A 22,313-nucleotide genomic window follows, 5' to 3' on the forward strand; every position below is an offset into this window, starting at 1 on the left:
CGGCCCACCTCACAGGAGACCGAGGCCGCGCAGGTCGGCGACACACTTGGCGAGGTAGTCCGGCGTGATCGACGGGACGGGCTCGCCGCCGACGGCGGCCAGCGCGGCGGTGAAGCGGGCGTTGGGGACGGCGCCCGCCGGTCGCGGTTCGCTCGGTCGGGCATAGGCCGGGAGCAGCGGGAGCAGTGAACCCCGGCGCTGCTCCTCGGGCAGTCCGCGCAGGGCCGCCTCGAACCGCATGCGCCACTGCTCGTAGTCGGCGAACCGGCGGATCGGGTGTCCGGCGGTGATCAGCCAGTCCACCATCTGGTCCAGGGAGACGCCGTCGTCGTTGGCGTTGACCGCGTGGTAGGTGCGGTAGCCGTCCGTGGCGTCGGCGCCGAGCGCGGCGATCGCCGTCGCGGTGAAGTCGACGGGCAGACCGCTGTAGTGCGCTCGGCGGCGTCGCCCGTCCGCGTCGAGGTGGTGGAAGGAGAGCGGCGCCATGCCGGTCGCCACCACGCTGAGGATCAGCCGGGTGAACCGGTCGGGCAGGTTGACCACACCCGGCAGCCGGCGGTGGGCCAGGATCATGTCCGGCCGAAATACCGTCACCGGCAGGCCCGTTCGCTCATGGGCGGCGCGCAGCAGCACCTCGCCGGCCCACTTGCCGGTGGCGTATCCGTTCGCGTCGGAGCCGTCCAGCCGGCGCACCGGTGCCGCGGTGCGTACGTCGACGCTCTCGTCGAGCACCGATCCGTCGGGCTCCAGCGCGGCGGCGATGGTGGACACGAACGTGAACGGCTTCGCCGGGCCGGTGAGCGCGAGTTCGATCAACTCGGCCGTGCCGACCACGTTCGGGCCGAACAACCGGCCGTACGGCAGCACGTGGTTGACCAGGGCCGCGGCGTGCACGATGCGATCCGTCTCGGCGGCCAGCCGCCGCCAGGTCGACGCGTCCAGGCCGAGGCGCGGCGCGGACACGTCGGCGGCCGGCACCTCCAGATGCGGGGCGGCGACCTCGTCGAACCAGCCGGGCCGATCCGCCGACGCGGCACGCAGGCAGCGCACCACCCGCTCCCGGGCCGCCGCGTCGTCGTCCGCGCGGGTCGGACAGATCAGCCGGCCGCCGGTGTCGGCCATCCGTCGCAGCCACTCCACGGCCAAGAACGCGCCCAGATAGCCGGTCGCGCCGGTGAGCAGGACGTTCGCGGCCGGCGCCGCGGACGGCCGGCTCGCGGGGCGGCGGAGCAGTCCCGCGTCCATGAACCGCTCGGGGGTCAGCTCGCTCGCGCGCACCTCGACGGCGTCGCGGCCGTGGATCGAGGCGAAGGTGGGCCGGACCGGGTGCGATTCCCGGGCCGCGCCGAGACGGTCCGCGATGCGGGCCAGGGTCGCGGTGGGGCCGAGGACGAGCTGTACCGGGACCTCCACGTCGAAGATCTGCTCCAGCACGGTCGCGAAGGTGTGCGCGGACAGCGAGTCGCCGCCCAGCTCGGCGAATCCGGCGTCCGGGCGCAATGCCGACGCGGGATGCCCGAGGGTGACCTGTACCGCGGCGAGGACCGCGTCCAGGGGCGCCGCGTGCGGCCCGGCGGCCCGCAGTGCGGCGAACCGACCGGCCCGACCCGCCGCGATGTCCGCGTACAACCGCTCCAGGCGGGCGCCGTAGCGGGCGACGAGGGCGGGGCGCAACGGCTTGCCGATCCCCGACAGCAGCCCGTTGGCCACCGTGAACGGCTCGGGTTCCAGGATCACGTCGTGCGGGATTTCGTACGCCGCCAACCCCGTGTCGCGGGCCAGTTCGCGCATCGCGTCGAGGATCCTCGCCCGGGTCGTGTCGTCGTCCGCCGGTTCCGAGCCGCTGTGGGCGGGGACCACCACGGCGAGCAGGAACGCCTGTTCCGGGCTGCCGTAGACGTGGATCTGCGCGATGTGCGGGCTGCTCGCGTACAGCGCCTCCAGCCGGGAGATCGCCACGAACTCGCCCTGGGACAACTTGACCACGTTGTTCGTGCGGTCGACGTAGACCAGGTGATCCGGGGCGAGTTCGGCGAACACGTCCCCCGTGCGGTAGTAGCCGTCCGCATCGAACGCCCGGGCGTCGACCTCGGGTTGCCGAAAATAGCCGGGTACCATCCCCACCGACTTGAGCCGCAGTTCGCCGCGCGGGTGGGGCTTGTCCGTGCCGAAGTAGCCCAGTTCCGGGACGTCCACCAGTCGGTAGTCGAGCACCGGTGGCCGCCGTACGCGCCCGTCGACGACCACCGCCCGGGTGGTCTCCGTCGAGCCGTAGCAGTCCACGATCCGGGTGCCGAGCACCCGGGCCATGAACGTGTGCATCGCGGCCGACAGCGGCGCGCTGCCGCACAGGGCACTGACGATCCGGCCGCCGAGCATGCCGTCCCGGATCCGGTCGCGCGCGGTCGCCTCGGCGCTCGACGCGTCGGTGTCGGCGCCCGTTTCGGTCGCGGCGCGCGAGACGCGGTCGACTTCGAGCAGGTAGCGCTGATGCACCATGTCGCAGATCCTCGGCACCAGACTCAGCACGGTGGGCCGGGACAGCCGGATGTCGTCGAACAGGGTGGACATGTCGCCGCGCGCGGCGAAGAACCCGATGCCGCCCGAGGACAGTCCGGAGATCAGCCAGGCCCGGCCGTTGACGTGGCTCATCGGCATGTAGTGCAGCACGATCGTCGGCAGCGGGGTGTCGGGGCTCGCCCCGGCGTTGGTCATGCCGCCGCGCCCGTTCTGCCACATCCGGGTGATCATCGACGCGGTGTAGATCGCGCCCTTGGGCGTGCCGGTGCTGCCGGACGTGTAGATCAGGCCGACCAGTCGATCCGGATCGCCGTCGTCCCGGGCCGGCACCGTGGGCAGCGTTTCCCCGCGCCGCAGTTCGTCGGCGAGCGAGACCACCGCGGCGCGCCCGGCCAGCTTGTCCGCGGCGGCGCGCAGCGCTTCCCGATGCGCGTCCACGCGGGCATCGTGGTCGAAGACCACCAGGCGCTCGACGGACGCGGATCGCAGTACGGTTTCGACCGCCACGTCGATCGCGTCCAGATCGGCCGCGAGGATCCGGGGCGCCGTCTCCGCGACGATTGGCGCCAGCCGCACGGCGGGGGAGCCGGTCGGCAGTGGGACCGCGACCGCGCCCAGGTACATGCAGGCCAGGTCGATCGTGGCATGGTCGACGCCGGTGAACCCGACCACCGCGACGAAGTCACCCATGCGTAGGCCGCCTTCGACACTCTCGGCCCACGCGCCGGCGAGCGCCACCACCCGCCGCCACACCTCGGCATAGCCGAACATCTCGAATTCCGGCAGCAATTCCAGCGTGGCGCGGCCGGTGTCGGGATCGTGGACGAGCCGTTCGGCGCGTCGGGCCAGCGCCGGTCGGTCCGCGTATCCGCGCATCGCGGCGGCGATGGTGCCGACGAGGCTGCCGTCGCACCCGGCGATGGCGTCGGCGACGCTCGACGAGGGGATCGCGCGGGCGAATTCGGGGTCGTGCGCCCGAAGCGCGGTGACCCGGGCCGCGAGGTCGTGATCCGTCTGATGCTCAGGCATGAGTGCTCCGATGGGTGACGAGTCGGATGAATCGGCGGCCCGAGAGGCGGGAAGGACGCGGTTTCGGCTAGCCGGTGTGTGCGGGCAGTCGCCGCCCGCCGACGGCCGTGGCCACCGCCATCAGCAGGTAGACCACCACGGCCGCGGTGGCGGGCGCGGCGATCGTGTCGCCGGACTGGAGACCTCCGATCAGCGCGACGCCGATCATGGTTCCCGAACTGCGCGCCGCCGAGAGCAGTCCACTGGCGATCGCCGTGCGGTGCTCCGGGGCGGTCGCCATCACCAGGGTGATCTGCGGCACGGTCGCCAGACCGAAGCCGAGTCCGATGAAGGTGAGCCCGACACCGACCCCGATCGGGGTCTCGCCGCCGAGGAGGATCAGCAACACGCCGCCGATTGTGGTCGATACGGTCGCGATGGCCAGCACCCGGAAGGCACCCAGCCGGGCGTTGACCCGCCCGGCGACCAGGGGCATGAAGGTGATCGGCAACGCGGAGGGCAGGAAGCACAGTCCGGTGGCGACCGGCCCGTAGCCGTGCACCTGCTGGAGGAACACGCTGATCGCGAAGACCAGTCCGTAGTAGCCGACGAACAGCAGCAGACCCACCAGCACGAATTCGCGGAACCCCGGGGCCCGGAACAGATCGCCCGGAATCATCGGGAACGTACATGCCCGTTGCCACAGCACGAAGGCGACGAGCCCGACCAGCGCGATGCCGGCCGCCGTCAGGGGCAGCGGATGGGTCCAACCCAGTTCGTGCCCCTCGGTCAGCGCCAACGCGACGCCGCCCAGTACGACGATGGCGAGCAACTGCCCGAGCAGATCCTGGGGTTCCCTGGCCGCGGGCGCTGCGTCCGGCCCCTTCTCACGCCCGGGCATGTGGCGGGCCGCGAGCCACAGCGTGATCACCACGATCGGCGCGTTGACCAGGAAGATGCTCCGCCAGCCGATCGCGCCGACCAGCGCCCCGCCCAGAACGGGACCGAACGCGACCGGACTTCCGGCCACCATCGCCCAGACGGCGACCGCCTTGGCGCGTTCGTTCGGCTCCTTGTAGGTATCGCTGAGCATCACCAGCGACGCGGGCACGAGCAACACCGCGCCCAGTCCCTGGCCCGCCCGCATCGCCACCAACACCGCGCCGTTCGGGGCCAGTCCGCACAACACCGAGGCCACCCCGAACACCGCCGTGCCCACACGGAACACGGACACCGACCCGTAGCGCCCGACCGCCGCGGCGCCGGCCAGCACCAGACTGGCCAGCACGATCACGTACGCGTCGACCACGAGTTGCATCGTGGCCAGGCTCGCGTGCAGGTCGGTGCGGATCGCCGGGATCGCCACGTTCACGATGCTGATGTCGATGACCATCATCCCGTAGCCCAGGCTGACCACCGTCAGTACGCGGCCGGGACGCGGCGGTGCGTGAGCCGTCCCGGGCGTGCGGTGGTCGGAACCGGTCGAGTTGGCCATGAGGTTGCCGTTTCGCATGAGGCGACGAGTGCGGGCGTGCGAACCGACGCGGTCTCGCGGACCGCCGAGCGGTGCCGGGCAGGGTCGATCGGTGCGCCGAAATCCTATCCGGGGGCAAACCGGGGACGTCAACCTGGAAATCTGTCGGACCCGCCCGAATGCGCGCCATTGATCCGATTCCAGGGTTCGCTCTAGAGGTTCCTCTGATTTCCGCGGGGCCCGCCGCCGGCTACGTTCGGGGCGCCGCCAACTGCGAGAGGAATTCATCGTGGGAGTGAGTGGAACGGGCTCACAATTTTCTGCGCCGAGACGGAACCCCGGTTTTCCGCAGCGCCCCTCGTCGATGCCGTTTCACCGCTACACGCGGGACGACCCGGTGTTGCCGACGGGCCGGGACGGTGGGGCGAGGGCATGGCCGGACCGGGTGCTCGACCGTGCGCCGGTGTGGGCTTCGGTCGACCTCAGGGACGGGAACCAGGCCCTGGCCGAGCCCATGGACCTGCGCCGGAAGAAGCGCATGTTCGACCTGCTGGTCGGGCTCGGTTTCAAGGACATCGAGATCGGATATCCGGCGGCGAGCGTCGACGATTTCGACTTCGTTCGCGAACTGGTGATCAAGAACGGAATTCCGGACGACGTCACCGTATCGGTTTTCACCCCGGCCAGAACCGAACTCGTCGAGCGCACCTTCGACGCCATTCGCGGCGCGGAACGTGCGGTGGTGCATTTGTGCCACGCGACCGCGTGCCTGTGGCGCGACGTGGTGTTCGGCATGTCGCGCGCCGAGGTGTTGCGGATGGCCGTCACCGGCGCGGAGGACCTGGTGCGGCTCGCCGAGCGGGAGACCGGCGCGGACATCCGCTTCGAGTACTCGCCCGAGACGTTCAACGTCACCGAGCCGGACTTCGCCCTGGAGATCGCCGACCGGGTCGCCGCCGTCGTGGACGCGTGTCCGGACCGGCCGCTCGTGCTCAACCTCCCGACCACCGTGGAGACCCACTCGCCCAACGTCTTCGCCGACCAGATCGAGTGGATGCACCGCAACCTGGACCGCCGCGACTCGATCGTGTTGTCCGTGCATCCGCACAACGACCGGGGTACCGCCGTCGCCTCCGCCGAACTGGCCCTGATGGCCGGGGCGGACCGGGTCGAGGGCACGCTGTTCGGCAACGGCGAGCGCACCGGCAACGTGTGCCTGGTGACCCTCGCGCTCAACCTCTTCGGCCGTGGCGTGGATCCGGAACTGGAACTCTCCGACATCGACGCGGTCCGCGAGATCGTCGAGGACTGCAACCGCCTGCCGGTGCACCCGCGACACCCGTACGCCGGCGACCTCGTCTACACCGCCTTCTCCGGCACCCACCAGGACGCCATCGCCAAGGGCCTGGCGGCACTGGCCGCGCGGGCCGGTGGGGACCCGACGAACGCGCCGTGGCAGGTCCCGTATCTGCCGATCGACCCCCGGGACGTCGGCCGCGACTACGAGGCGATCATCCGGGTGAACAGCCAGTCGGGCAAGGGCGGTATCGCCTACGTCCTCAAGGCCGGCTGGGGGCTGGACCTGCCGGTCGGACTGCGTCGCGACTTCGCCGGCGTCGTGCAGGACGTCACCGATGCCACGGGGCGCGAACTGGACCCGCAGGACATCTGGCGGCTGTTCCGGGAGACCTACTGCGCCGAGCCGAGTGCCGTCTCCCGGGGCGCGGCCGACGAGCACGAGGTGATCGAGGAACTGACCGCCGCGTACGGCGTCGAGTTCACCCGGGTGCTGGTCGCCGACGCGAAGGACTCGACCGTCTGCTTCGTGGAACTCGGCACGGCGAGCGCCGCGTTCTGGGGTGTCGGCCTCGCCGGCGGGGCCACGGACGCGGCCCTGCGCGCGGGCCGCTCCGCGCTGCGCCGCGCCGGCGTGGACGCGGAGGCGGGCGGGGGAGCCGTCGTCGACACGGGCGGGACAGCGGCCCTCGACACCGGCGGCGCCGAGAGCGGACGAGGAGGATCGCGATGAGGACGAACGCCTTCCACACCGTCGCCCCCGGGACCTACCGGGAGGACGGCGGCCTGGAATACGAGGACTTCGTCCCCGACGAGGTCGTCGAACACCGACCCGGCCGCACGATCACCATGACCGACAACGTGTGGAGTTCGCTGCTCTGCCTCAACCAGCACCCGCTGCACATCGACGCCGTATACGCCGAACAGACCGGCTTCGGCCGCATCGTGGTCTCCAGCCTGGTCACCTTCGGCATCGTCAACGGGATGACCGTGGCCACGATCAGCGCCAAGGGCGTGGCCAACCTCGGCTGGGACAAGGTGCGGTTGTCCGCCCCCGTGTTCGTCGGCGACACCCTCTACGCCCGGACCCGCATCCTCGCCAAACGCGAGTCGAAAACCCGCCCCGACGAGGGGATCGTCACCGTGCACACCACGGGCCTGAACCAGGACGGCGTGACCGTGATCGCCTTCGACCGGACCATCCTCGTCCCCCGACGGAAGGAAGACCGATGATCCCGGTCGTCGACCTGACGGCAGCCCGCACGGACGCCGATGCCGAACGCGCCGTCGCCGAGGAGATCTCCCGGGCCTGCAAGGGCACGGGTTTCTTCATCGTGCGCGGCCACGGCATCGCCACCGACGTGTTCACCGACGCCTACGCCGCCTCGCTGCGCTTCTTCGGGCTCCCACTCGAGACCAAACACGAGTTCGCGATGCGCACCAGCACGGTGCGCGGCGACAACGACTACAGCCCCTACGGATACAGCGCGCTGTTGTCCGAGAACGCCTACGCCTACACGGGCCGGGCCGGCATGCCGTCGGACTACGTGGAGAAGTTCAGCGTCGGCCGACTGATCCTGGACGACGACGAGGAACTGCCGTTCCCCACCGACCCGGACGGCACGGCGCTGCGCGGCGCGCTGAAGCGGTACTTCGCGGCCTGCGAGAGTGTGTCCGACCGGATCGCCGAACTCCTCGCGCTGGCCCTGGACCTGCCCCGCGACTTCTTCGCGATCCGCACCGACACCTCGAACGACTCGCTCCGCTCGCACCTGTACCCGGGCATCGCCCCGGAGTTCGTCAATGACCAGGGCATGGGGCAGCACACCGACGGCACGCTGATCACCCTGCTCACCCAGGACGGCCCGGGCCTGCAGATCCGCGACCGCGCAGGCGAGTGGCTGGACGTGGACGTGCGCGAGCAGGACACGTTCATCGTCAACATCGGTGACCTGATGGCCCGTTGGTCCAACGACGAGTACGTCTCCACGCCGCACCGGGTCCGGCTGGACGTACGCCGCAGGCAGTCGATCGCGTTCTTCAAGCTGGCCAACGACGACACCGTCATCGACTGCTTCCCCGCGTTCGTCAAGGACCGGCCCGCCCGGTACGAACCGATCCGCTACGAGGAGTTCTCGCTGCGGAAGATGAATCTGCTGTTCGGAAGGGAGAGCGCGCGATGAGAGCGCACGCGAGCCTGCTCTACACCCCCGCACTGCGCGTGGCGTCGGTGGCCGAACCCGGCCGGATGCGCGCGGACATGCTGGTGTTGGACCTGGAGGACTCCATCCACCCGGCCCGCAAGGTCGAGGCGCGCGAGGCCCTGGCCGGCGCCGACCTGACCCGGGCCGAACTGCCCGCCCTCGGACTGCGGGTGAACACCATCGCCACGTACGACGGCCTGGCGGACATGCGGTTCCTGCTCGACGCCGACGCGATGATCGGCGGCGTCCCGGTCGACGTGGTCTTCATCCCGAAGATCGCCGGGGCGGGCGACGTGGCGGTGTATCGCTCGCTGCTCTCGCACACCTCGCGCCCGCCCAGTGTGTGCAGTTTCATCGAGACCGTCGACGCGGTGGAGAACGCCCTGGAGATCGCCGAGGTCAGCGACGGGCTGTGCTTCGGACAGGCCGATCTGACCGCCGAGTTGTACGCCCCGAGCGAGGTCTACCTCGACCACGCCCGGGCCCGGTTGTGTGCCGCGGCGTCCCGGTACCGGGTGCCCGCCATCGACACCAACTCCTTCGAACTGCACGACCTGGACCTGGTCGAGGCCCAGTGCCGGGCCGCCCGAAGCATCGGATTCACCGGCAAGGCGGCGATCCACCCCCGCCAGGTGGACGTGATCGCCGCGACCTTCGCGGTCGGCGCCGACGAACTCGCCGAATACCGGCGCGTGGTGGCGGACTACGACAGCACGCCCTACGGCTTCGCGGTCGAGAAGGACCGCGTGCTCGCCCCGCCGTTCGTGCTGCGCGCCCGCCGCATGCTCGCCCTGCACACGGCCGACGCCGACGCCACGTCGTAACCCGACGCCGCCTCGTAACCCGCACTCGTGAATCGGGAGATCCCAGTGAAGATCCTGCCGCAGGACACGATCGTCGACGTGTCGGCCTACCGTACGGAGTACGTGGACGGCCGGTTGCACGCGGTCGGCGACGAACTCGTCGACGAGCTCGTGAAGTTGGTGGCCGAGGGCCACGGTGTCGCGGTCTGCCGCGGCGTCGCGCGAACCCTGGCCGCCCACGGTCTGGACGTCCACGACGAGCACCACGCCGCGGTCGCTCGCGACTACCTCGAATCGTTGTTCCGCGCCTTCGGTGAGCGGGTGGACGTGGCCGCGTTCAGTCCCGTGGCGATCGGCTACGACCGGATCGCCGGGATGGACGTGGACGGATTCAACAAGAACCGGCACTTCACCCCGAACGACGACCACACCACCGCCCGTGAGTTCCTGACCACCAAGTGTGTGCACTTCGACGCCGCGACCCCGTTGATCGCCAACATCTACGGACCCAACCTCAACATCGTGGGCGGTCTGCCGGTGATCTGCGACACCCGCGCCTACCTCCGCGACGCGGAGGTCTCGCCCGCGGATCTGATCGAGCTGATGCCGCACAGCTTCAACGTGGCGGTCAAGGAGGAGCACGCGGAGCGCATCCTCGCCGACTACGCCGCCGCGGCGGATGTCGACCTGGACGCCGATCTGGTGATGATCGTGCTGTTCAACGAGGTGGACGGCGGACTGGCGCACGCCGGTTCGGCCCCGCGACCGGTCGACGCGCAGCAGCCCTCGCGCCGGCCCATCCGGCACCTGGAGTACCAGTTCCCCGACGCCGACGAACTGGCGAAGTGGTACGCGCACTACCGCCTGGAGGTCCCGGCGCCGGGTCTTGAGGTCCCCGACGAGGCCGCGCACGAGCGCTACCACCGGGGCGTGGAACCGGTCGGCGCCGACGGCGGGAACCCGCGATGACCACGGAGCGCACCGCGACCGGCGTGCCCACCATGTCGGAGCGGGACACGAGCGAACTGGAGGCGCTGCTCGCGGCGCTCACGGAGCGCGACTGGCCCGAGGACATCGACGAGGCCCGGGTGCACTACGACACCTGGGGCACGCCGATCGCCGCCGACGTCGAGGTGACGGTGCGGGCCGGCGGATACCTGCTCACCCCGCCGAACGCGGAGGGCACCCGCACCGGTCTCTACCTGCACGGCGGCGGCTACGTGTACGGATCGTTGCGCAGCCACGGCGGCATGGTCGCCGAGCTGGCCCGGGCGACCCGGTGCCGGATGTTCTTCGTCGACTACCGCCGTGCCCCCGAACACCCCTATCCCGCCGCGCTGGACGACGCGGTGGCGGCCTATCGCGAACTCCTCGCCGACGGCGTGGCGCCCTCGGACGTGGTGTTCGCGGGCGACTCGGCCGGCGGCGGGCTGACCCTGACGACCCTGCTCAAGGCCCGCGACCTGGGCCTGCCGCTGCCCGCCGCGGCGGCGTGCGTGTCGCCGTGGACCGACCTGACCGCCTCGGGCGAGACCTACCGCACCCTGGCCGCCGAGGACCCCCTGGTCAGCGCGGACGTGGTGGCCCTGGTTACCCGGTCCTACCTGGCCGGTGCCGCGCCCACGACTCCGTACGCATCGCCCCTGTACGCCGACCCGAGCGGACTGCCGCCGATCCTCGTCCAGGTCGGCAGCCGGGAGATCCTGCTCAGCGACGCGGAGCGTTTCGTCGCCGCGCTCGACCGGGCCGGATCCACCGGGGTGCTCGAAGTGTGGCCCGGCATGGTGCACGTGTGGCACCTGCACTACGCCCGCCTGGCCAAGGCACGCGAGGCCATCGACCGGCTCGGCGACTGGCTTCGCTCCCGAAGCGGGGCGGGCCGGTGAGCGAGGACGTCGTGGGACCACACCGCTTCCGCAACAACCGCACGATGGTGCCCGCGGCGGAGGCCGCCTGGGGGTTGTCCGAGAAGAACGGCATGCTCGGCCTGGTCGTCGAGGCCGTCGACGGCCAGAACCGGCTGCGCGAGCGGAGCTCCGGGCACGAGTTCGCCAACCTGTCGTCGTGCTCCTACCTGGGGTTCAACAGCCACCCCGCGGTGATCGAGGCGGGCCGCGCCGCGCTCGCCGAGGAACGCATCACCGGCCTGTCCATGGGCGAGTTCCGCATCCGGCTCGGCATCCTGGAACGCCTCGAAGCCGAACTGGCCGAGCACTTCGGGGCACACGTACTGCCGTCGGTGTCCTGCGGCGTGCTCAGCGCGGCGATCCTGCCGCTGCTCGCCTCCGGCCATCTCACCGACGGTGAAGCCCTGGTCGTGGTCTTCGACCGGTTCGCGCACTTCTCGATGAACTTCCTCAAGCCGATCGTCGCCGACGAGACGCTTGTGCTCACCTGCCCGCACAACGACATGCAGTTCCTGGAGGACGTCTGCAAACGCCACCCGCGTGTGGCCTACGTCTGCGAGGGCGTCTACTCGGTCGGCGGCCAGGCCGACCTGGCCGGGATCCGCGAACTTCAAGACCGCTACGGCATGTTCGTCTACCTCGATGATTCGCACGCGCTGTCCGCACTGGGCGATCGCGGCGAGGGGTACGCCCGCCCGGTGTTCGCCGACCTCGGCTCCCGGACCCTGATCGTCGCCTCGATCGCCAAGGCGTTCGGCAGCACCGGCGGCATCGCGATGATCGGCGAGCGCGACGTCTTCGAATTCCTCTACCGGTCCGGACCGCTGGCCTGGTCGCAGGGGCTGCGCACGGCCGCGGTCGGCACCACCCTGGGCGCCCTGGACCTGCATCGGAGCCCGGAACTTCGCCGCCGTCAGCGGCAACTGGTCCGCAATATCGCCCTGTTCGACGAACGCCTGCGCGGACACGACCTCCGGGGCACCGGATCACACATCAAGTTCGTCACCGTCGGCGACAACGACCGGGCGGTCCGGCTGTCCACCGAGCTGTACCGGCGCGGCTACTACTGCTCCGCGATGTTCTTCCCGATCGTGCCGCGCGACCAGGCCGGCGTGCGGATGATGCTGCGCGGGGACATGCCGACCGCGCTGACCGAGCGGTTCGCCGACGACCTCGCGGACATCCTGACGGGGCTGGGATGACCCGCGTGCACACCGACGTCGCGACCACCGACGTCACCGCCGTGGCCGGGCTGATCCGCGAGGCGCTGCACAGCGGTGCGGTACGGCGGATGACCGTACCGCTGCGGCAGACCGTCGAGGACGCGCGAGGCGTGAAGTACCTGTCCATGCCCGCCGTTTCCACCGACCTCGGCCTCTACATCGCCAAGGTCGCCACCATCGCGCACGGGCCCGGGTCGACCGTGACCTCCGTGGTCCCGGTCTTCGCCACCTCTACCGGTGCACTGCTCACGGTCCTGGACGGCGCGCTCGTCACCAACCTCAAGTGCGCCGCGGTGACCGCCGTGGTCACCGACCGGTGCGCCGCTCCCGACGCGGCCGTGCTCGGCATCGTCGGCGCCGGCGTCCAGGCGTGGCAGCAATACCTCGGTGTCCGTGCCGTACGCGACATTGCACTCGTACGGGTCCACTCCCGCACCCCCGCGCACGCCGAGGCGCTGTGCGCGCGGATCCGGGCCGCCGGGCGGGCCCGGGCCCTGGTGTGCGCGTCGGCGGCGGAGGCCACCTCGGGGGCCGACGTGGTGGCCACGGCGACCACCTCGGTGGACCCGCTGCCGATCGCCGCGGACCTCCCCACGCATGTGCACGTCAACTGCATGGGCGCGCACACCACGACCTCACGTGAGGTCTCCCGCGAACTGCTCGCCTCCGCCACCCTCGTCGTCGAATCGATCGAGACCGCCGTCGCCGAAGCCGGCGTGATCCACCGTACGGCGCTGGACCTGGAGGCCCTGGAAACCGGTGACCACCCCGGCCTGGCCGGCCGCCCGACCGTGTTCAGCTCCACCGGCCACGCCGCACTCGACCTGATCACCTGCGCCCATCTGGCGCGCCCGTACCGCTGATCGCCGATCACCGATCGCCCGATCGTTTCGAAGGGAAGACCGCACGTGGGAAACGTCGGCAAGGAAGAACTCACCGGGGCGCACGACAACGACATCCCCGCCGCGTTCGTCGACTACATGACGGGCAACTGGCGCGAGCAGGAGACGACACTCGTCCCCGTGCCGCACGCGGAGCGTACGGCCGCCCGGCGCGCCGCACTGTCGCACGCCTTCCCGGGCGAGACCCTGGTGGTGCCGACCGGGCGCATCCAATGGCGCAGCTACGGCGCGCCCTACCCGTTCCGGGGCGGCAGCGACCTGATCTGGCTGACGGCGGATCAGGACCCGAACTCGGTACTGGTCCTGCACCCGATCGGCGGCGGCCACGACGCGGTGTTGTACGTCGACCCCCGGCACGGCCCGGCGTCGGGCGTCGGCTACCTGGACCGCATCCTCGGCGAGGTCTGGCAGGGGCGCTGCCTGTCGCCGGAGGAGAAGTCCGCGGTACTGGGCGTGCAGGCCCGCCCGATCGGCGAACTCCCGGCGGTACTGGGCCGGATCACCGGTCCGATGCGGGTTCTGCGCGGTTACGACACCGGCATCGACCGGGAGTTGTTGCCCGCGACCACCGAGAACGCCGTCCGGGACGCGCTGTTGGCGAGCGTGCTGGCCGAACTGCGGTTGCCCAAGGACGACTGGGAGCTGGCACAGCTCCAGGAGGCCGTCGACATCACCGTGCGCGGCTTCGAGGACGTCGCCCGCGTGTTGCCGAGCGAACGCGCCGTCTCGGAGCGGCTGTTGGAGGGCATCTTCGCCACCCGGGCGCGCCACGACGGCAACGGTGTGGGCTACGCCTCGATCGTCGCCGCCGGTGCGCACGCCACCACGCTGCACTGGGTCCGCAACGACGGCGAGGTGCGGCCGGACGGGCTGCTGCTGATGGACATGGGCGCCGAGGCGCGCAGTTGCTACACGGCCGACGTGACCCGGACCTGGCCGGTGTCGGGCGGGTTCAGCGCCGCCGAGCGGGACGTCTACGACATCGTGCACGCGGCGCGCGACGCCGGCCTGGCCGCGATCGCCCCCGGGGTCGCGTTCGAGGACATCGACCTGGCCTGCAAGCGGGTACAGATCGAGGGGCTGCGCGACCTGGGCCTGGTCAAGGTCGGCGTGGAGGAGGCGCTCGCCGACAAGCGGCAGCCGTACCGGCGGTGGACGCTGGCCGCGTTCGGCCACATGCTCGGCCTGGACGTGCACGACTGCGGCCACGCACGGCCCGAGCACTACGCCCAGGGGGTGCTGCGCGAGCGCCACGTGCTCACCATGGAACCGGGCATCTACCTGCAACCGCACGACGAACTGGTCCCGGAGGGGCTGCGCGGGATCGGCGTGCGGATCGAGGACGACGTACGGGTGACGGCCGACGGCGCGCGGGTGATGTCGGACGCGCTGCCGGTCGCGGCGGCCGACGTCGAGGCGTGGCTGGCCGCGCAACGCGAGGCGGGCCCGCGCCTGCCCGGCGACGACGGCCGCCCGGCGTGAGCGCCGACTCCGCCGCAGCCGGCGCCGAGCGCGGCGCCGAAGCCGCCGAGGCCGGAGAGGTCGGCCAGGTCGCCGATCGGGAGTTCGCCGTCGTGCTCGCACGGCTCGGTATCGACATGCCGCCGGATCTGGCCCCGGGCGTCCTGGCCGGCTACCGCTCGCTGCGGGCGCAGATGGAGCTGCTGCGCGAAAGGGAAAGGGGGAGCGCCGATGTCTGAGCCCGAAACTGTGCCCGACACCGTCCCGTCCCGGCCCGGCGGGCTCGCCGCGCTCTCCGTCGCGGAGGCCGGCGCCCTGCTGCGGGCCGGGCGGCTCACCTCGGTGGACCTCGTCGAGCACGCGCTGAGCCGGATCGAGGCGCACGACGCGACGCTGCACGCCTTCGTCCTGGTCCTGCGCGAGCAGGCGCTGCGCCGTGCCCGGCAGGCCGACCTGGACCTGCGCGCGGGCCTGGACCGCGGCCCGCTGCACGGCATCCCGTACGCGCTCAAGGACATCTTCGCGGCCGAGGGAGTGCCGACCACCAACCAGTCGTGGCTGACCGTGTCCGACACGGCCACCGAGGACAGCGCCGTCGAGGCCCGGCTGCGGGCCGGCGGCGCGGTGCTGCTGGGCAAGCTGGCCACCTACGAATTCGCGCTCGGCGGACCGAGCCGGGACCTGCCCTTCCCGGCGGCGGTCAATCCGTGGAACCCGGAGCACATCCCCAGCGGTTCGTCCTCGGGCGCGGGCGTTGCGGTGGCCGCCGGGTTCCTGCGCGTCGCGTTCGGATCGGACACCGCCGGCTCGATTCGCGGGCCGGCGTTCCACTGCGGGGTGGTCGGCCTCAAGCCGACCTATGGCAGCGTCTCCGGCCACGGCGCCACCCCGCTGTCGTACACCATGGACCACTTCGGGCCGCTGGGCTGGACGGTCGCCGACACCGCCGCGGCGTTCCGGGCCGTGGCCGGCCCCGACACCCGCGATCCACGCACCCGCGACGCACCGGTGGGGGAGGGACCGGATCGACTCGACGGGGACGTGCAGGGGTTGCGGGTGGCGTACTCGACCGCCTGGTATGCCGCCGACCCGGCCACCCGGCCGGAGATCGTCGCGGGCATCGAACGTGCCCTGACCCACCTCGACCGGCTCGGCGCGATCGTCGAGGAGTGCGAACTCCCGCCCTACGAAACACTGAACGCCTGCGGTCGGATCATTTTGGCGGCCGAGGGCTTCGCCGTACACGAGCACAATCTGCGCGGCTTCCCCTGGTCGTACGGGCGGTACACCTACCAGAAGCTGATGCCCGGAGCCGGGATCGGCGCGAGCGACCTGCTGCGCGCCCTGGCGGTGCGCGGGCAACTCGTCGAGGAGTTTCGGCACCGGGTGTTCGCCGAGCACGACGTGTTGATCACCGCCTGCGGCCAGGCCACCGCGTCCCGGTTCGACGACTTTCCCACCGACTGGCCGCCGCCGAGGCTGGCCAACGACATGCAGACGATCCCGTTCGCGGTCACCGGACATCCGGCCATGTCGCTGCCGATCGGGTTCGCCGGCAACGGCCTGCCGATCGGATTGCAGCTCGTGGGGCGCGAGTTCGGCGAGGCCGACCTGTTCCGGGCGGGCGCGGCCATCGAGGCCGGGTTCGGCCGCCGCGACGTCCGGCCGCCGGCGTTCGGGACCGGCCCGGACACCACGCGCCGCCGACCCGACCCCGATGCGGAGCCCGCCGATGTTCGCCGCTGAGAACCGCCCCTTCCTGACCGAGTTGTCCGCCGCCCACAAACCCGACGAACTCGCGCTGGCCCGCGCCGCCTCCGACCGGCACCTGCGCGATCTCGGCTTCCTCTTCCCGACCCTGCCCACACACTTCCGGATGGATCGCGGCACACACGACGAACTGCACACCGCCACGGTCCGGTTGGTCTCGGCGCACGAGAAGGTGATGCGGCACGTATGCGCGACGTTGTCGCCCACCGAACTGGCCGAGACCTTCCACATCCCGGCGGCGATGGCCGGACACATCGACTGCGCCCGGCTGGGCCCGGGCCTCGCGCTGGCCCGCGCCGACATCATCCCCACCGAAACCGGCTACGCCTTCTGCGAGTTGAACACCTTCTCCGGTGTCGGCGCCGGCGAGTGCCACCACAGTGCGAAGTTGTACGCCGACCTGCTCGGCCGTCCCGTCGCGGGCGGGTCGCCGTTTCTGGACCTTGCCCTGCACTACGTGGACCGGTGCAACCGGCTGGGCCTGGAACGCGTGGTCGTGCTCGACTGTGTGCGGCACGCCCGACGCGGCTACGGCCGGGACCAACCCCTGATGGACTATCTGCGGCTGCTCGCACCCGACCTCGAAGTCGCCTACCGCGACGAGACCACCTATCCGGCGCAGTGGCTGCGCCCGGAGCAGGCCCGGAAGACCCTCGTGCACCGGCTGATCACCTTCGGCGACACCGACGACGAGGGCGCCTTCCTCCGGTCGGTCGCCGACAGCGGTGCCACCGTCACGTCCCTGTTCGAGGCGGAACTCGGTATGCACCGCCGGTGGTTCTCGCTGCTGTGCGATCCCGACCTGGCCCACCTGCTGGACGCCGACGAACGCGAGACGGTGCGCCGGTACGTGCCCACCACCTTCGACCTCGACCCGGACACTCTCGACGACGTGCTGGCCGCCCGCGCCGACTACGTCTTCAAGCACAGCTACAGCTACGGCGGCGACGGTGTGCTGATCGGCGCCGAACACTCCGAGCCCGCGCTGCGCGCCCGGATCGTGGCCGACGGCGTCGGCACCTGGACCGCGCAGCGTATGGTGCGCGCGGCCACGCTCGACCTGCCGACCGCCGACGGCAGCACCGCCACACACCGGTTCGTGCTCGGCGTCTACGCCTACGGCGACCGTACGAACGGGGCGCTGGTGCGGGCCTCGGCCGCGTCCACGGTGGTCAACGCCTCCCGGGGGGCGGTGTCCTGGGCCTTCACCGACTGACCGCGGACGGCGGTGGGTCGTTCGGGGTCCGGCGCCCGTCCCGGTGCCCGAGTTCGGTGAGTTCGCGGTGTACGAGCGCCACCAACTGGACCCGGGAGCGCACCCCGAGCTTGCGGTAGATCCGGGTCAGCATCGCCTCGACGGTCTTGACGCTGACGTAGAGGGAGTTCGCGATGTCGCGGTTGCCGCGGCCGTCGGCGACCAGGTCGACGATCCGCTGCTCCGCCTCGGTCAGTCCCGCGAGCCCGGCCGGCGCGCCGGCGCGTTCCGGCGGGGCGGGCGCCCACGGCGGCGCACCCGCGGCGCGGAAGACCGCCTCGGCCGCTGCGTACGACTCCCGGGCCCGAGCCGGGCGGCGGCGCCGATGTTCGACGGCCGACCGGGCCAGCAGGACCCGGCCGCACTCCAGCGGATAGGCCAGGCGCTCGAAGCCGGCGAGCGCCGTGGTCAACAACTGCTCGGCGGGAGTGAACCGGCCCGCCGCCGCGTGGCACAGCGCCTCGGCCCGGTCCAGCGCGGCCAGTACGCTCGGCCGCGCCAACTCCGCAGCGCGATCCCGCACTTCCGCCACCGTCCGGGTCGCGGCCTCGACATCGCCGGCGGCGACCAGGGCCTCGGCGAGATCGGCGTGGTAGGGGATTGCGGCCGGGTCCCCGATGCACAACTCCCGGGTCAGGTCCCGGACCCGGAGCAGATCGGCCAGTGCGCCGGCGGTGTCGCGCCGGAACAGGCGGACGGCGCCGGACAGGTGCAGGCAGTGCGCGGCGAATACCGAATCCGTCTCCTCCTCCGAGGCGGCCAGGCCCAACTCGGCGTAGGTGAGGGCCTGTTCCAGGGTGCCGCCGGCGAGTTCGGCGGTGGCCGCCGCAAACCACGGCGGGCCGGGGGAGGCGCCCACCTCCCGGGCCAGCGCCACGAGCCGGGCGGCCTCCTCACGGGCGGTGCGGCCGTCGCCGGTGTGCGCGTGGAGTTGCACCGCGCTGCCGAGCAGCCGGACCAGGTCGGCGGGGCCGTTGCCGTCGCCGACCAGCGGGCGGAGCCGGCCGAGCAGGCGCTCGGCCTCGGCGGGGCGACCCTCCAGAAGCGCGAAGCAAAGGGCCACGCGACGGGGGTCGTGGATGATCCGGGCTCCGGCGGTGGTCGGGTCGGGGCCGTGGTCGGTGATGGTGGAGGCCGAGCCCGGGGCGGGGGAGGCGTCCCGGCCCGGGCTCGGGCCGTGCCCGGTGCCCGGGGCCGGGGTGATGCCGCCCCGCGGCTCCGGAGCGGCCCCGCCACCGCGCTCCGGTGTCCGGCGCAGGGGCGCGGGGCGCCTTGCCTCCGGGTCGCGCCCGCCGGTCGCCTCAGCCTCCGCCTCCGCGCCCGCCGCCAGTGCGCGGCGCAGCGTGTCGACGTGGTCCGGGGTGCCCCGGCCCTGTTGGATCCGGGCCGCCATGGTCAGTGCCGCGGCTCGGCCCGCCGGGTCGCCGGCGCGTTCGGCCCACGTCACGGCGTGCTCCGCGTGGGTGAGGGCGTCGGCGGGATATCCCCGGTCCAGGTGCGCGCTCCAGGCCAGCCGCAGATGGGCCGCCGAGACCAGCGCCGGTTCGGCGGCGGCGGTGGCGTCGGCCAGGGCCTGCGCGGCGACGTCGGCGAGCAGGGCGGCGCCTCGCCCGGCGGCGTCGAGGACGGCGAATCGGGCCCGGGCCCGTGCCGCCGGTCCGGCCCGGCTGCGGACCAGGCGGTCCAGTGCGGTTCGGGCCAGGTCGAAGCGCCCGGCCGCCTCGGCGTCCCGGGCGGCGGTCACGAGCAGGTCCGGGCGACCGCCGCCGGCCCGGTCGACCGCGAGGAGTGCGAACTCGGCGGCCCGGATGTGGTCGCCGCGCCCGCGTGCGGTCGCGGCGGCGGCGGCGAGGCCCGGCACGAGGTCCGGCGCGGTCTCGGTCGCGCCCAGTGCGCACGCCGCGTGCCAGGCCCGGTCGTCGGCCGCGAGCGAGGCCGCCGCCAACACCCGGTGTGCCCGGCGTACGGCCTCGCCGCCCGCCTCGGCGACGATCCCCTCCCGCACCACCGGCGCCGCGAAGACCACCGCCCCGGCCGTCACCCGGACCACCCCCGCGGCCTCCGCTGCGGCCAGCGCGGCCTCGGCCGACGATCCCGCGGCGCGACGCACACCGGCCGGCGTGGGATCCGCAGCGAGCGCGGCCAACAGCAATACCCGGCGCACCGGTTCGGCCAGATCGGCCAACCTGGCGCGCATCGTGTGGCGCGCGTACGGGGCCAGCGGCGTGGCGTCCAGGGCGCCGATCGGGATCCCGGCGCGGGCCAGCCCGGCGGCGATGTCCGAGACCAGGCGCGGACTGCCACCGGTCGCCGTGTGGATCCGGGCGGCGGCACGCAGCGGGATGCCGAACGAGCGCACCACCGCGACCGATTCCTGCGGCCCCAGCGGCGGGATGCCAATCTCCACCGCGCCGCCGCCCAGCACGTCGTGCGGCGACGGCCCGTCCGGGCGCAACGCGGCAAGGAGCGAGACACTGCCCCGGCTGCGCCGCGCCGCGAACCCGAACACATCCAGACTGCCCGGCCCCCACCACTGCACGTCGTCGGCGGCGAGCAACGGCCGGGCCCGCCGCCCCCAGGCATGCAGGCAGGACAGCACGGTGACCCGGAAGGTGGTGGTGTCCGGCTCGGGCCCGCCCACCCGGCGCAGTACCCAGTCCATCGCCGACCGCTGGAGATCGGACAGTTCGCCGCGTACCTCGGCCGGACACGCGGAGAACAGATCCATCAGCGGTGCGTAGGCGATCTGCGCATCGGCGCGGGCCGAACTGAGCCGCACCACCGGATCCCCGGCCGCCTGCCACGCGGTGCAAACGTCGTCCAGGACCTGCGACTTGCCGAACCCGGTGGGCCCGACCACCGCCACCGCGCCGGCCCGCCGTAACTGTCCGCCTACCTGATCCACCAGCGGGCGGCGCGTGGTCATCGCAGCGACGCCATCCAGGACTCGACCTCGTCCGCGCCGCGCGGCAGTCCGGCGGACAGACACAGCGCCCCGTCGGCCGTGATCAGGAAGTCGTCCTCGATCCGGACCCCGATGCCGCGCAGTTCCTCCGGGATGGTCAGATCGTCCGGCTGGAAGTACAGCCCGGGCTCGACGGTGAGCACGTGGCCGGCCTCCAGGGTGCCGCCCAGGTAGTTCTGCCGGCGGGCCGCGGCGCAGTCGTGGCAGTCCAGGCCGAGCATGTGGCCGGAGCCACAGATGGTGAAGCGGCGGTACAACCCCGAGCCGGGCGCGAGCGCCGCCTCCGCGCCGCCGGGCAACAGACCCCAGTCGTCCAGTCCTTCGGCGACCACGCGCATCGCGGCGTCGTGGAAGTCGCCGAACGGCACGCCCGGGCGCAGCGCCGCGATGCCGGCCGACTGGGCATCGAACACCAGGTCGTAGACCCGGCGTTGCACGTCGCTGAAGCGTCCGTTGACGGGCAGGGTGCGGGTGACGTCGCCGGTGTAGAAGGAGTCGGCCTCGATCCCGGCGTCCAGGAGCAGCAGTTCGCCGTCGCGCACCGGGCCGTCGTTGTGCATCCAGTGCAGGACGCAGGCATGCGCGCCGGCCGCCGCGATGGTCTCGAAGCCCAGGCCGTAACCCTCCAGACGGGCCCGCCGGTTGAACGTGCCCTCCACCCAGCGCTCGCCCCGGGCCAGGGTCGTGGCATGCCGCAACTCGCCGACCACGTCGTGGAATCCGGCGACCGTGTAGTCCACGGCCGCGCGCATCTGCTCGATCTCCCACTCGTCCTTGACCAATCGCGACTCCGACAGCCAGGTGAGCAGCTCGGCCTCCGCCTCGGCCGGCCGCACCGCCGGGATCAGCGCGTCGACGAGCGTGTCCTCGCCGCGTACCACCCGGGTCGGCACGTTCCCGCCGAGGGCGCGTTCCAGGTTCTCGCGCGGGGCGGCCTCGATCCCGAGCGCGTCCGAGGTCTCCGACAGCGTGCGCCGGCGGCCGACCCAGAACTCGCCGTGGTGCCGGTCGCTGTACAGTTCCGCGCCGCCCGGTCCGCCGCGCGGGGAGCGCTGCCGGGTGAACAGCACGACCGAGTGCCCGGTCCCGGTGGGCTCGAAGACCAACACGCTGTCGGGAACGGCCTGGGTGCCCTGCTCGGCGGTGAGGTGTACGAACGCCGAGTGCGGACGGAACGTGTAGTCGAAGTCGTTGCTGCGGGTCTTCAACCCGCCCGACGGGACCACGATCCGCTCGCCGGGAAATCGCTCGGACAATGCCGCGCGCCGCTTGGCCGCGTACGCGGCCCCGGGTAGAGGAGGCAACTTCCGGCTGGTGTCCGCCCACCCCTGCCGGAAGGACGCGGCCAGCGCGGCCGACACCTCACGGTCGTGACTCTCGATCCCGTCGGTCTCCTGCTGCCGCTCCACCGTGTGCCCCGAATCGTCGTCGCCTGGTTTCGAAGGACGGTACCATTGCACATGTGACACTTCTATGGCCTTGAAGGCTTTGCCGCGCGGCCGACACGGCGGTCGATCGGGGGCGG

At 72.2% G+C, this 22,313-nt stretch carries 16 protein-coding genes; 12 read left to right on the forward strand and 4 right to left on the reverse strand.

The window, feature by feature from the left end; all coding sequences use genetic code 11:
* Nucleotides 1-9: 9 nt before the first annotated feature.
* Both car and ACWGR4_RS01980 read right to left on the reverse strand, forming a co-directional pair.
* Nucleotides 10-3,549, reverse strand: coding sequence for a carboxylic acid reductase (car, locus tag ACWGR4_RS01975; protein WP_452128287.1), 3,540 nt, complete (start codon nt 3,547-3,549; stop codon nt 10-12).
* Between the two features lie 67 nt (nt 3,550-3,616).
* Nucleotides 3,617-5,041: an MFS transporter gene (locus ACWGR4_RS01980; protein WP_452128288.1), complete on the reverse strand. Its 1,425-nt coding sequence runs from the start codon at nt 5,039-5,041 to the stop codon at nt 3,617-3,619.
* Between the two features lie 325 nt (nt 5,042-5,366).
* On the opposite strand from ACWGR4_RS01980, the gene ACWGR4_RS01985 reads away from it, so the two are divergent.
* From ACWGR4_RS01985 to ACWGR4_RS02040, 12 genes are read left to right on the forward strand one after another with little or no spacing between them, the layout of a single operon-like run.
* Nucleotides 5,367-7,031, forward strand: coding sequence for a 2-isopropylmalate synthase (locus tag ACWGR4_RS01985; protein WP_379996784.1), 1,665 nt, complete (start codon nt 5,367-5,369; stop codon nt 7,029-7,031).
* On the forward strand, nt 7,028-7,531 hold the full coding sequence (locus tag ACWGR4_RS01990) for a MaoC family dehydratase (protein ID WP_379996786.1): 504 nt from the start codon (nt 7,028-7,030) through the stop codon (nt 7,529-7,531). Before ACWGR4_RS01985 ends, ACWGR4_RS01990 begins: the two co-directional genes overlap by 4 nt.
* A complete protein-coding gene (locus ACWGR4_RS01995) occupies nt 7,528-8,481 on the forward strand; it encodes an isopenicillin N synthase family dioxygenase (RefSeq protein ID WP_379996788.1) in 954 nt (317 codons plus the stop codon). The genes ACWGR4_RS01990 and ACWGR4_RS01995 overlap by 4 nt, the downstream gene beginning before the upstream one ends.
* Nucleotides 8,478-9,326 carry an HpcH/HpaI aldolase/citrate lyase family protein gene (locus ACWGR4_RS02000; RefSeq protein ID WP_452128289.1) on the forward strand — a complete coding sequence of 283 codons (849 nt, stop codon included), beginning with the start codon at nt 8,478-8,480 and terminating at the stop codon, nt 9,324-9,326. The genes ACWGR4_RS01995 and ACWGR4_RS02000 overlap by 4 nt, the downstream gene beginning before the upstream one ends.
* A 45-nt stretch (nt 9,327-9,371) precedes the next feature.
* The gene (locus tag ACWGR4_RS02005) at nt 9,372-10,274 is read left to right on the forward strand and encodes a hypothetical protein (RefSeq protein ID WP_452128290.1); all 903 of its coding nucleotides are present in this window, start codon (nt 9,372-9,374) and stop codon (nt 10,272-10,274) included.
* Nucleotides 10,271-11,191, forward strand: a complete 921-nt coding sequence (locus tag ACWGR4_RS02010; protein WP_452128291.1) for an alpha/beta hydrolase — start codon at nt 10,271-10,273, stop codon at nt 11,189-11,191. Before ACWGR4_RS02005 ends, ACWGR4_RS02010 begins: the two co-directional genes overlap by 4 nt.
* Nucleotides 11,188-12,414: an aminotransferase class I/II-fold pyridoxal phosphate-dependent enzyme gene (locus ACWGR4_RS02015; RefSeq protein ID WP_452128292.1), complete on the forward strand. Its 1,227-nt coding sequence runs from the start codon at nt 11,188-11,190 to the stop codon at nt 12,412-12,414. Before ACWGR4_RS02010 ends, ACWGR4_RS02015 begins: the two co-directional genes overlap by 4 nt.
* The gene (locus tag ACWGR4_RS02020) at nt 12,411-13,298 is read left to right on the forward strand and encodes an ornithine cyclodeaminase family protein (RefSeq protein ID WP_379996798.1); all 888 of its coding nucleotides are present in this window, start codon (nt 12,411-12,413) and stop codon (nt 13,296-13,298) included. Before ACWGR4_RS02015 ends, ACWGR4_RS02020 begins: the two co-directional genes overlap by 4 nt.
* Before the next feature lie 45 nt (nt 13,299-13,343).
* Nucleotides 13,344-14,819: an aminopeptidase P family protein gene (locus tag ACWGR4_RS02025; protein ID WP_379996800.1), complete on the forward strand. Its 1,476-nt coding sequence runs from the start codon at nt 13,344-13,346 to the stop codon at nt 14,817-14,819.
* Complete coding sequence (locus ACWGR4_RS02030; RefSeq protein WP_452128293.1) at nt 14,816-15,037, forward strand: hypothetical protein; 222 nt, start codon at nt 14,816-14,818, stop codon at nt 15,035-15,037. The genes ACWGR4_RS02025 and ACWGR4_RS02030 overlap by 4 nt, the downstream gene beginning before the upstream one ends.
* Nucleotides 15,030-16,544, forward strand: coding sequence for an amidase (locus ACWGR4_RS02035; RefSeq protein ID WP_379996804.1), 1,515 nt, complete (start codon nt 15,030-15,032; stop codon nt 16,542-16,544). Before ACWGR4_RS02030 ends, ACWGR4_RS02035 begins: the two co-directional genes overlap by 8 nt.
* Nucleotides 16,531-17,784 (forward strand): hypothetical protein, encoded by a 1,254-nt coding sequence (locus tag ACWGR4_RS02040; protein ID WP_452128294.1) that lies wholly within the window; start codon nt 16,531-16,533, stop codon nt 17,782-17,784. The genes ACWGR4_RS02035 and ACWGR4_RS02040 overlap by 14 nt, the downstream gene beginning before the upstream one ends.
* On the opposite strand, the gene ACWGR4_RS02045 is transcribed toward ACWGR4_RS02040, so the two are convergent.
* A complete protein-coding gene (locus ACWGR4_RS02045; protein WP_452128295.1) occupies nt 17,774-20,749 on the reverse strand; it encodes a LuxR C-terminal-related transcriptional regulator in 2,976 nt (991 codons plus the stop codon). The genes ACWGR4_RS02040 and ACWGR4_RS02045 overlap by 11 nt on opposite strands.
* Nucleotides 20,746-22,170 carry an aminopeptidase P family protein gene (locus ACWGR4_RS02050; protein WP_452128328.1) on the reverse strand — a complete coding sequence of 475 codons (1,425 nt, stop codon included), beginning with the start codon at nt 22,168-22,170 and terminating at the stop codon, nt 20,746-20,748. Before ACWGR4_RS02050 ends, ACWGR4_RS02045 begins: the two co-directional genes overlap by 4 nt.
* Between the last annotated feature and the right edge of the window lie 143 nt (nt 22,171-22,313).

It is taken from the genome of Embleya sp. NPDC055664 (assembly GCF_053618075.1).

Coding starts and splice junctions, on each gene's coding strand:
- ACWGR4_RS01990 (WP_379996786.1), top strand. CDS start 7,028: ATGAGGACGAACGCCTTCCACACCGTCGCCCCCGGGACCTACCGGGAG.
- ACWGR4_RS02045 (WP_452128295.1), bottom strand. CDS start 20,749: ATGACCACGCGCCGCCCGCTGGTGGATCAGGTAGGCGGACAGTTACGG.
- car (WP_452128287.1), bottom strand. CDS start 3,549: ATGCCTGAGCATCAGACGGATCACGACCTCGCGGCCCGGGTCACCGCG.
- ACWGR4_RS02010 (WP_452128291.1), top strand. CDS start 10,271: ATGACCACGGAGCGCACCGCGACCGGCGTGCCCACCATGTCGGAGCGG.
- ACWGR4_RS01980 (WP_452128288.1), bottom strand. CDS start 5,041: ATGCGAAACGGCAACCTCATGGCCAACTCGACCGGTTCCGACCACCGC.
- ACWGR4_RS01995 (WP_379996788.1), top strand. CDS start 7,528: ATGATCCCGGTCGTCGACCTGACGGCAGCCCGCACGGACGCCGATGCC.
- ACWGR4_RS02040 (WP_452128294.1), top strand. CDS start 16,531: ATGTTCGCCGCTGAGAACCGCCCCTTCCTGACCGAGTTGTCCGCCGCC.
- ACWGR4_RS01985 (WP_379996784.1), top strand. CDS start 5,367: ATGCCGTTTCACCGCTACACGCGGGACGACCCGGTGTTGCCGACGGGC.
- ACWGR4_RS02020 (WP_379996798.1), top strand. CDS start 12,411: ATGACCCGCGTGCACACCGACGTCGCGACCACCGACGTCACCGCCGTG.
- ACWGR4_RS02035 (WP_379996804.1), top strand. CDS start 15,030: ATGTCTGAGCCCGAAACTGTGCCCGACACCGTCCCGTCCCGGCCCGGC.
- ACWGR4_RS02000 (WP_452128289.1), top strand. CDS start 8,478: ATGAGAGCGCACGCGAGCCTGCTCTACACCCCCGCACTGCGCGTGGCG.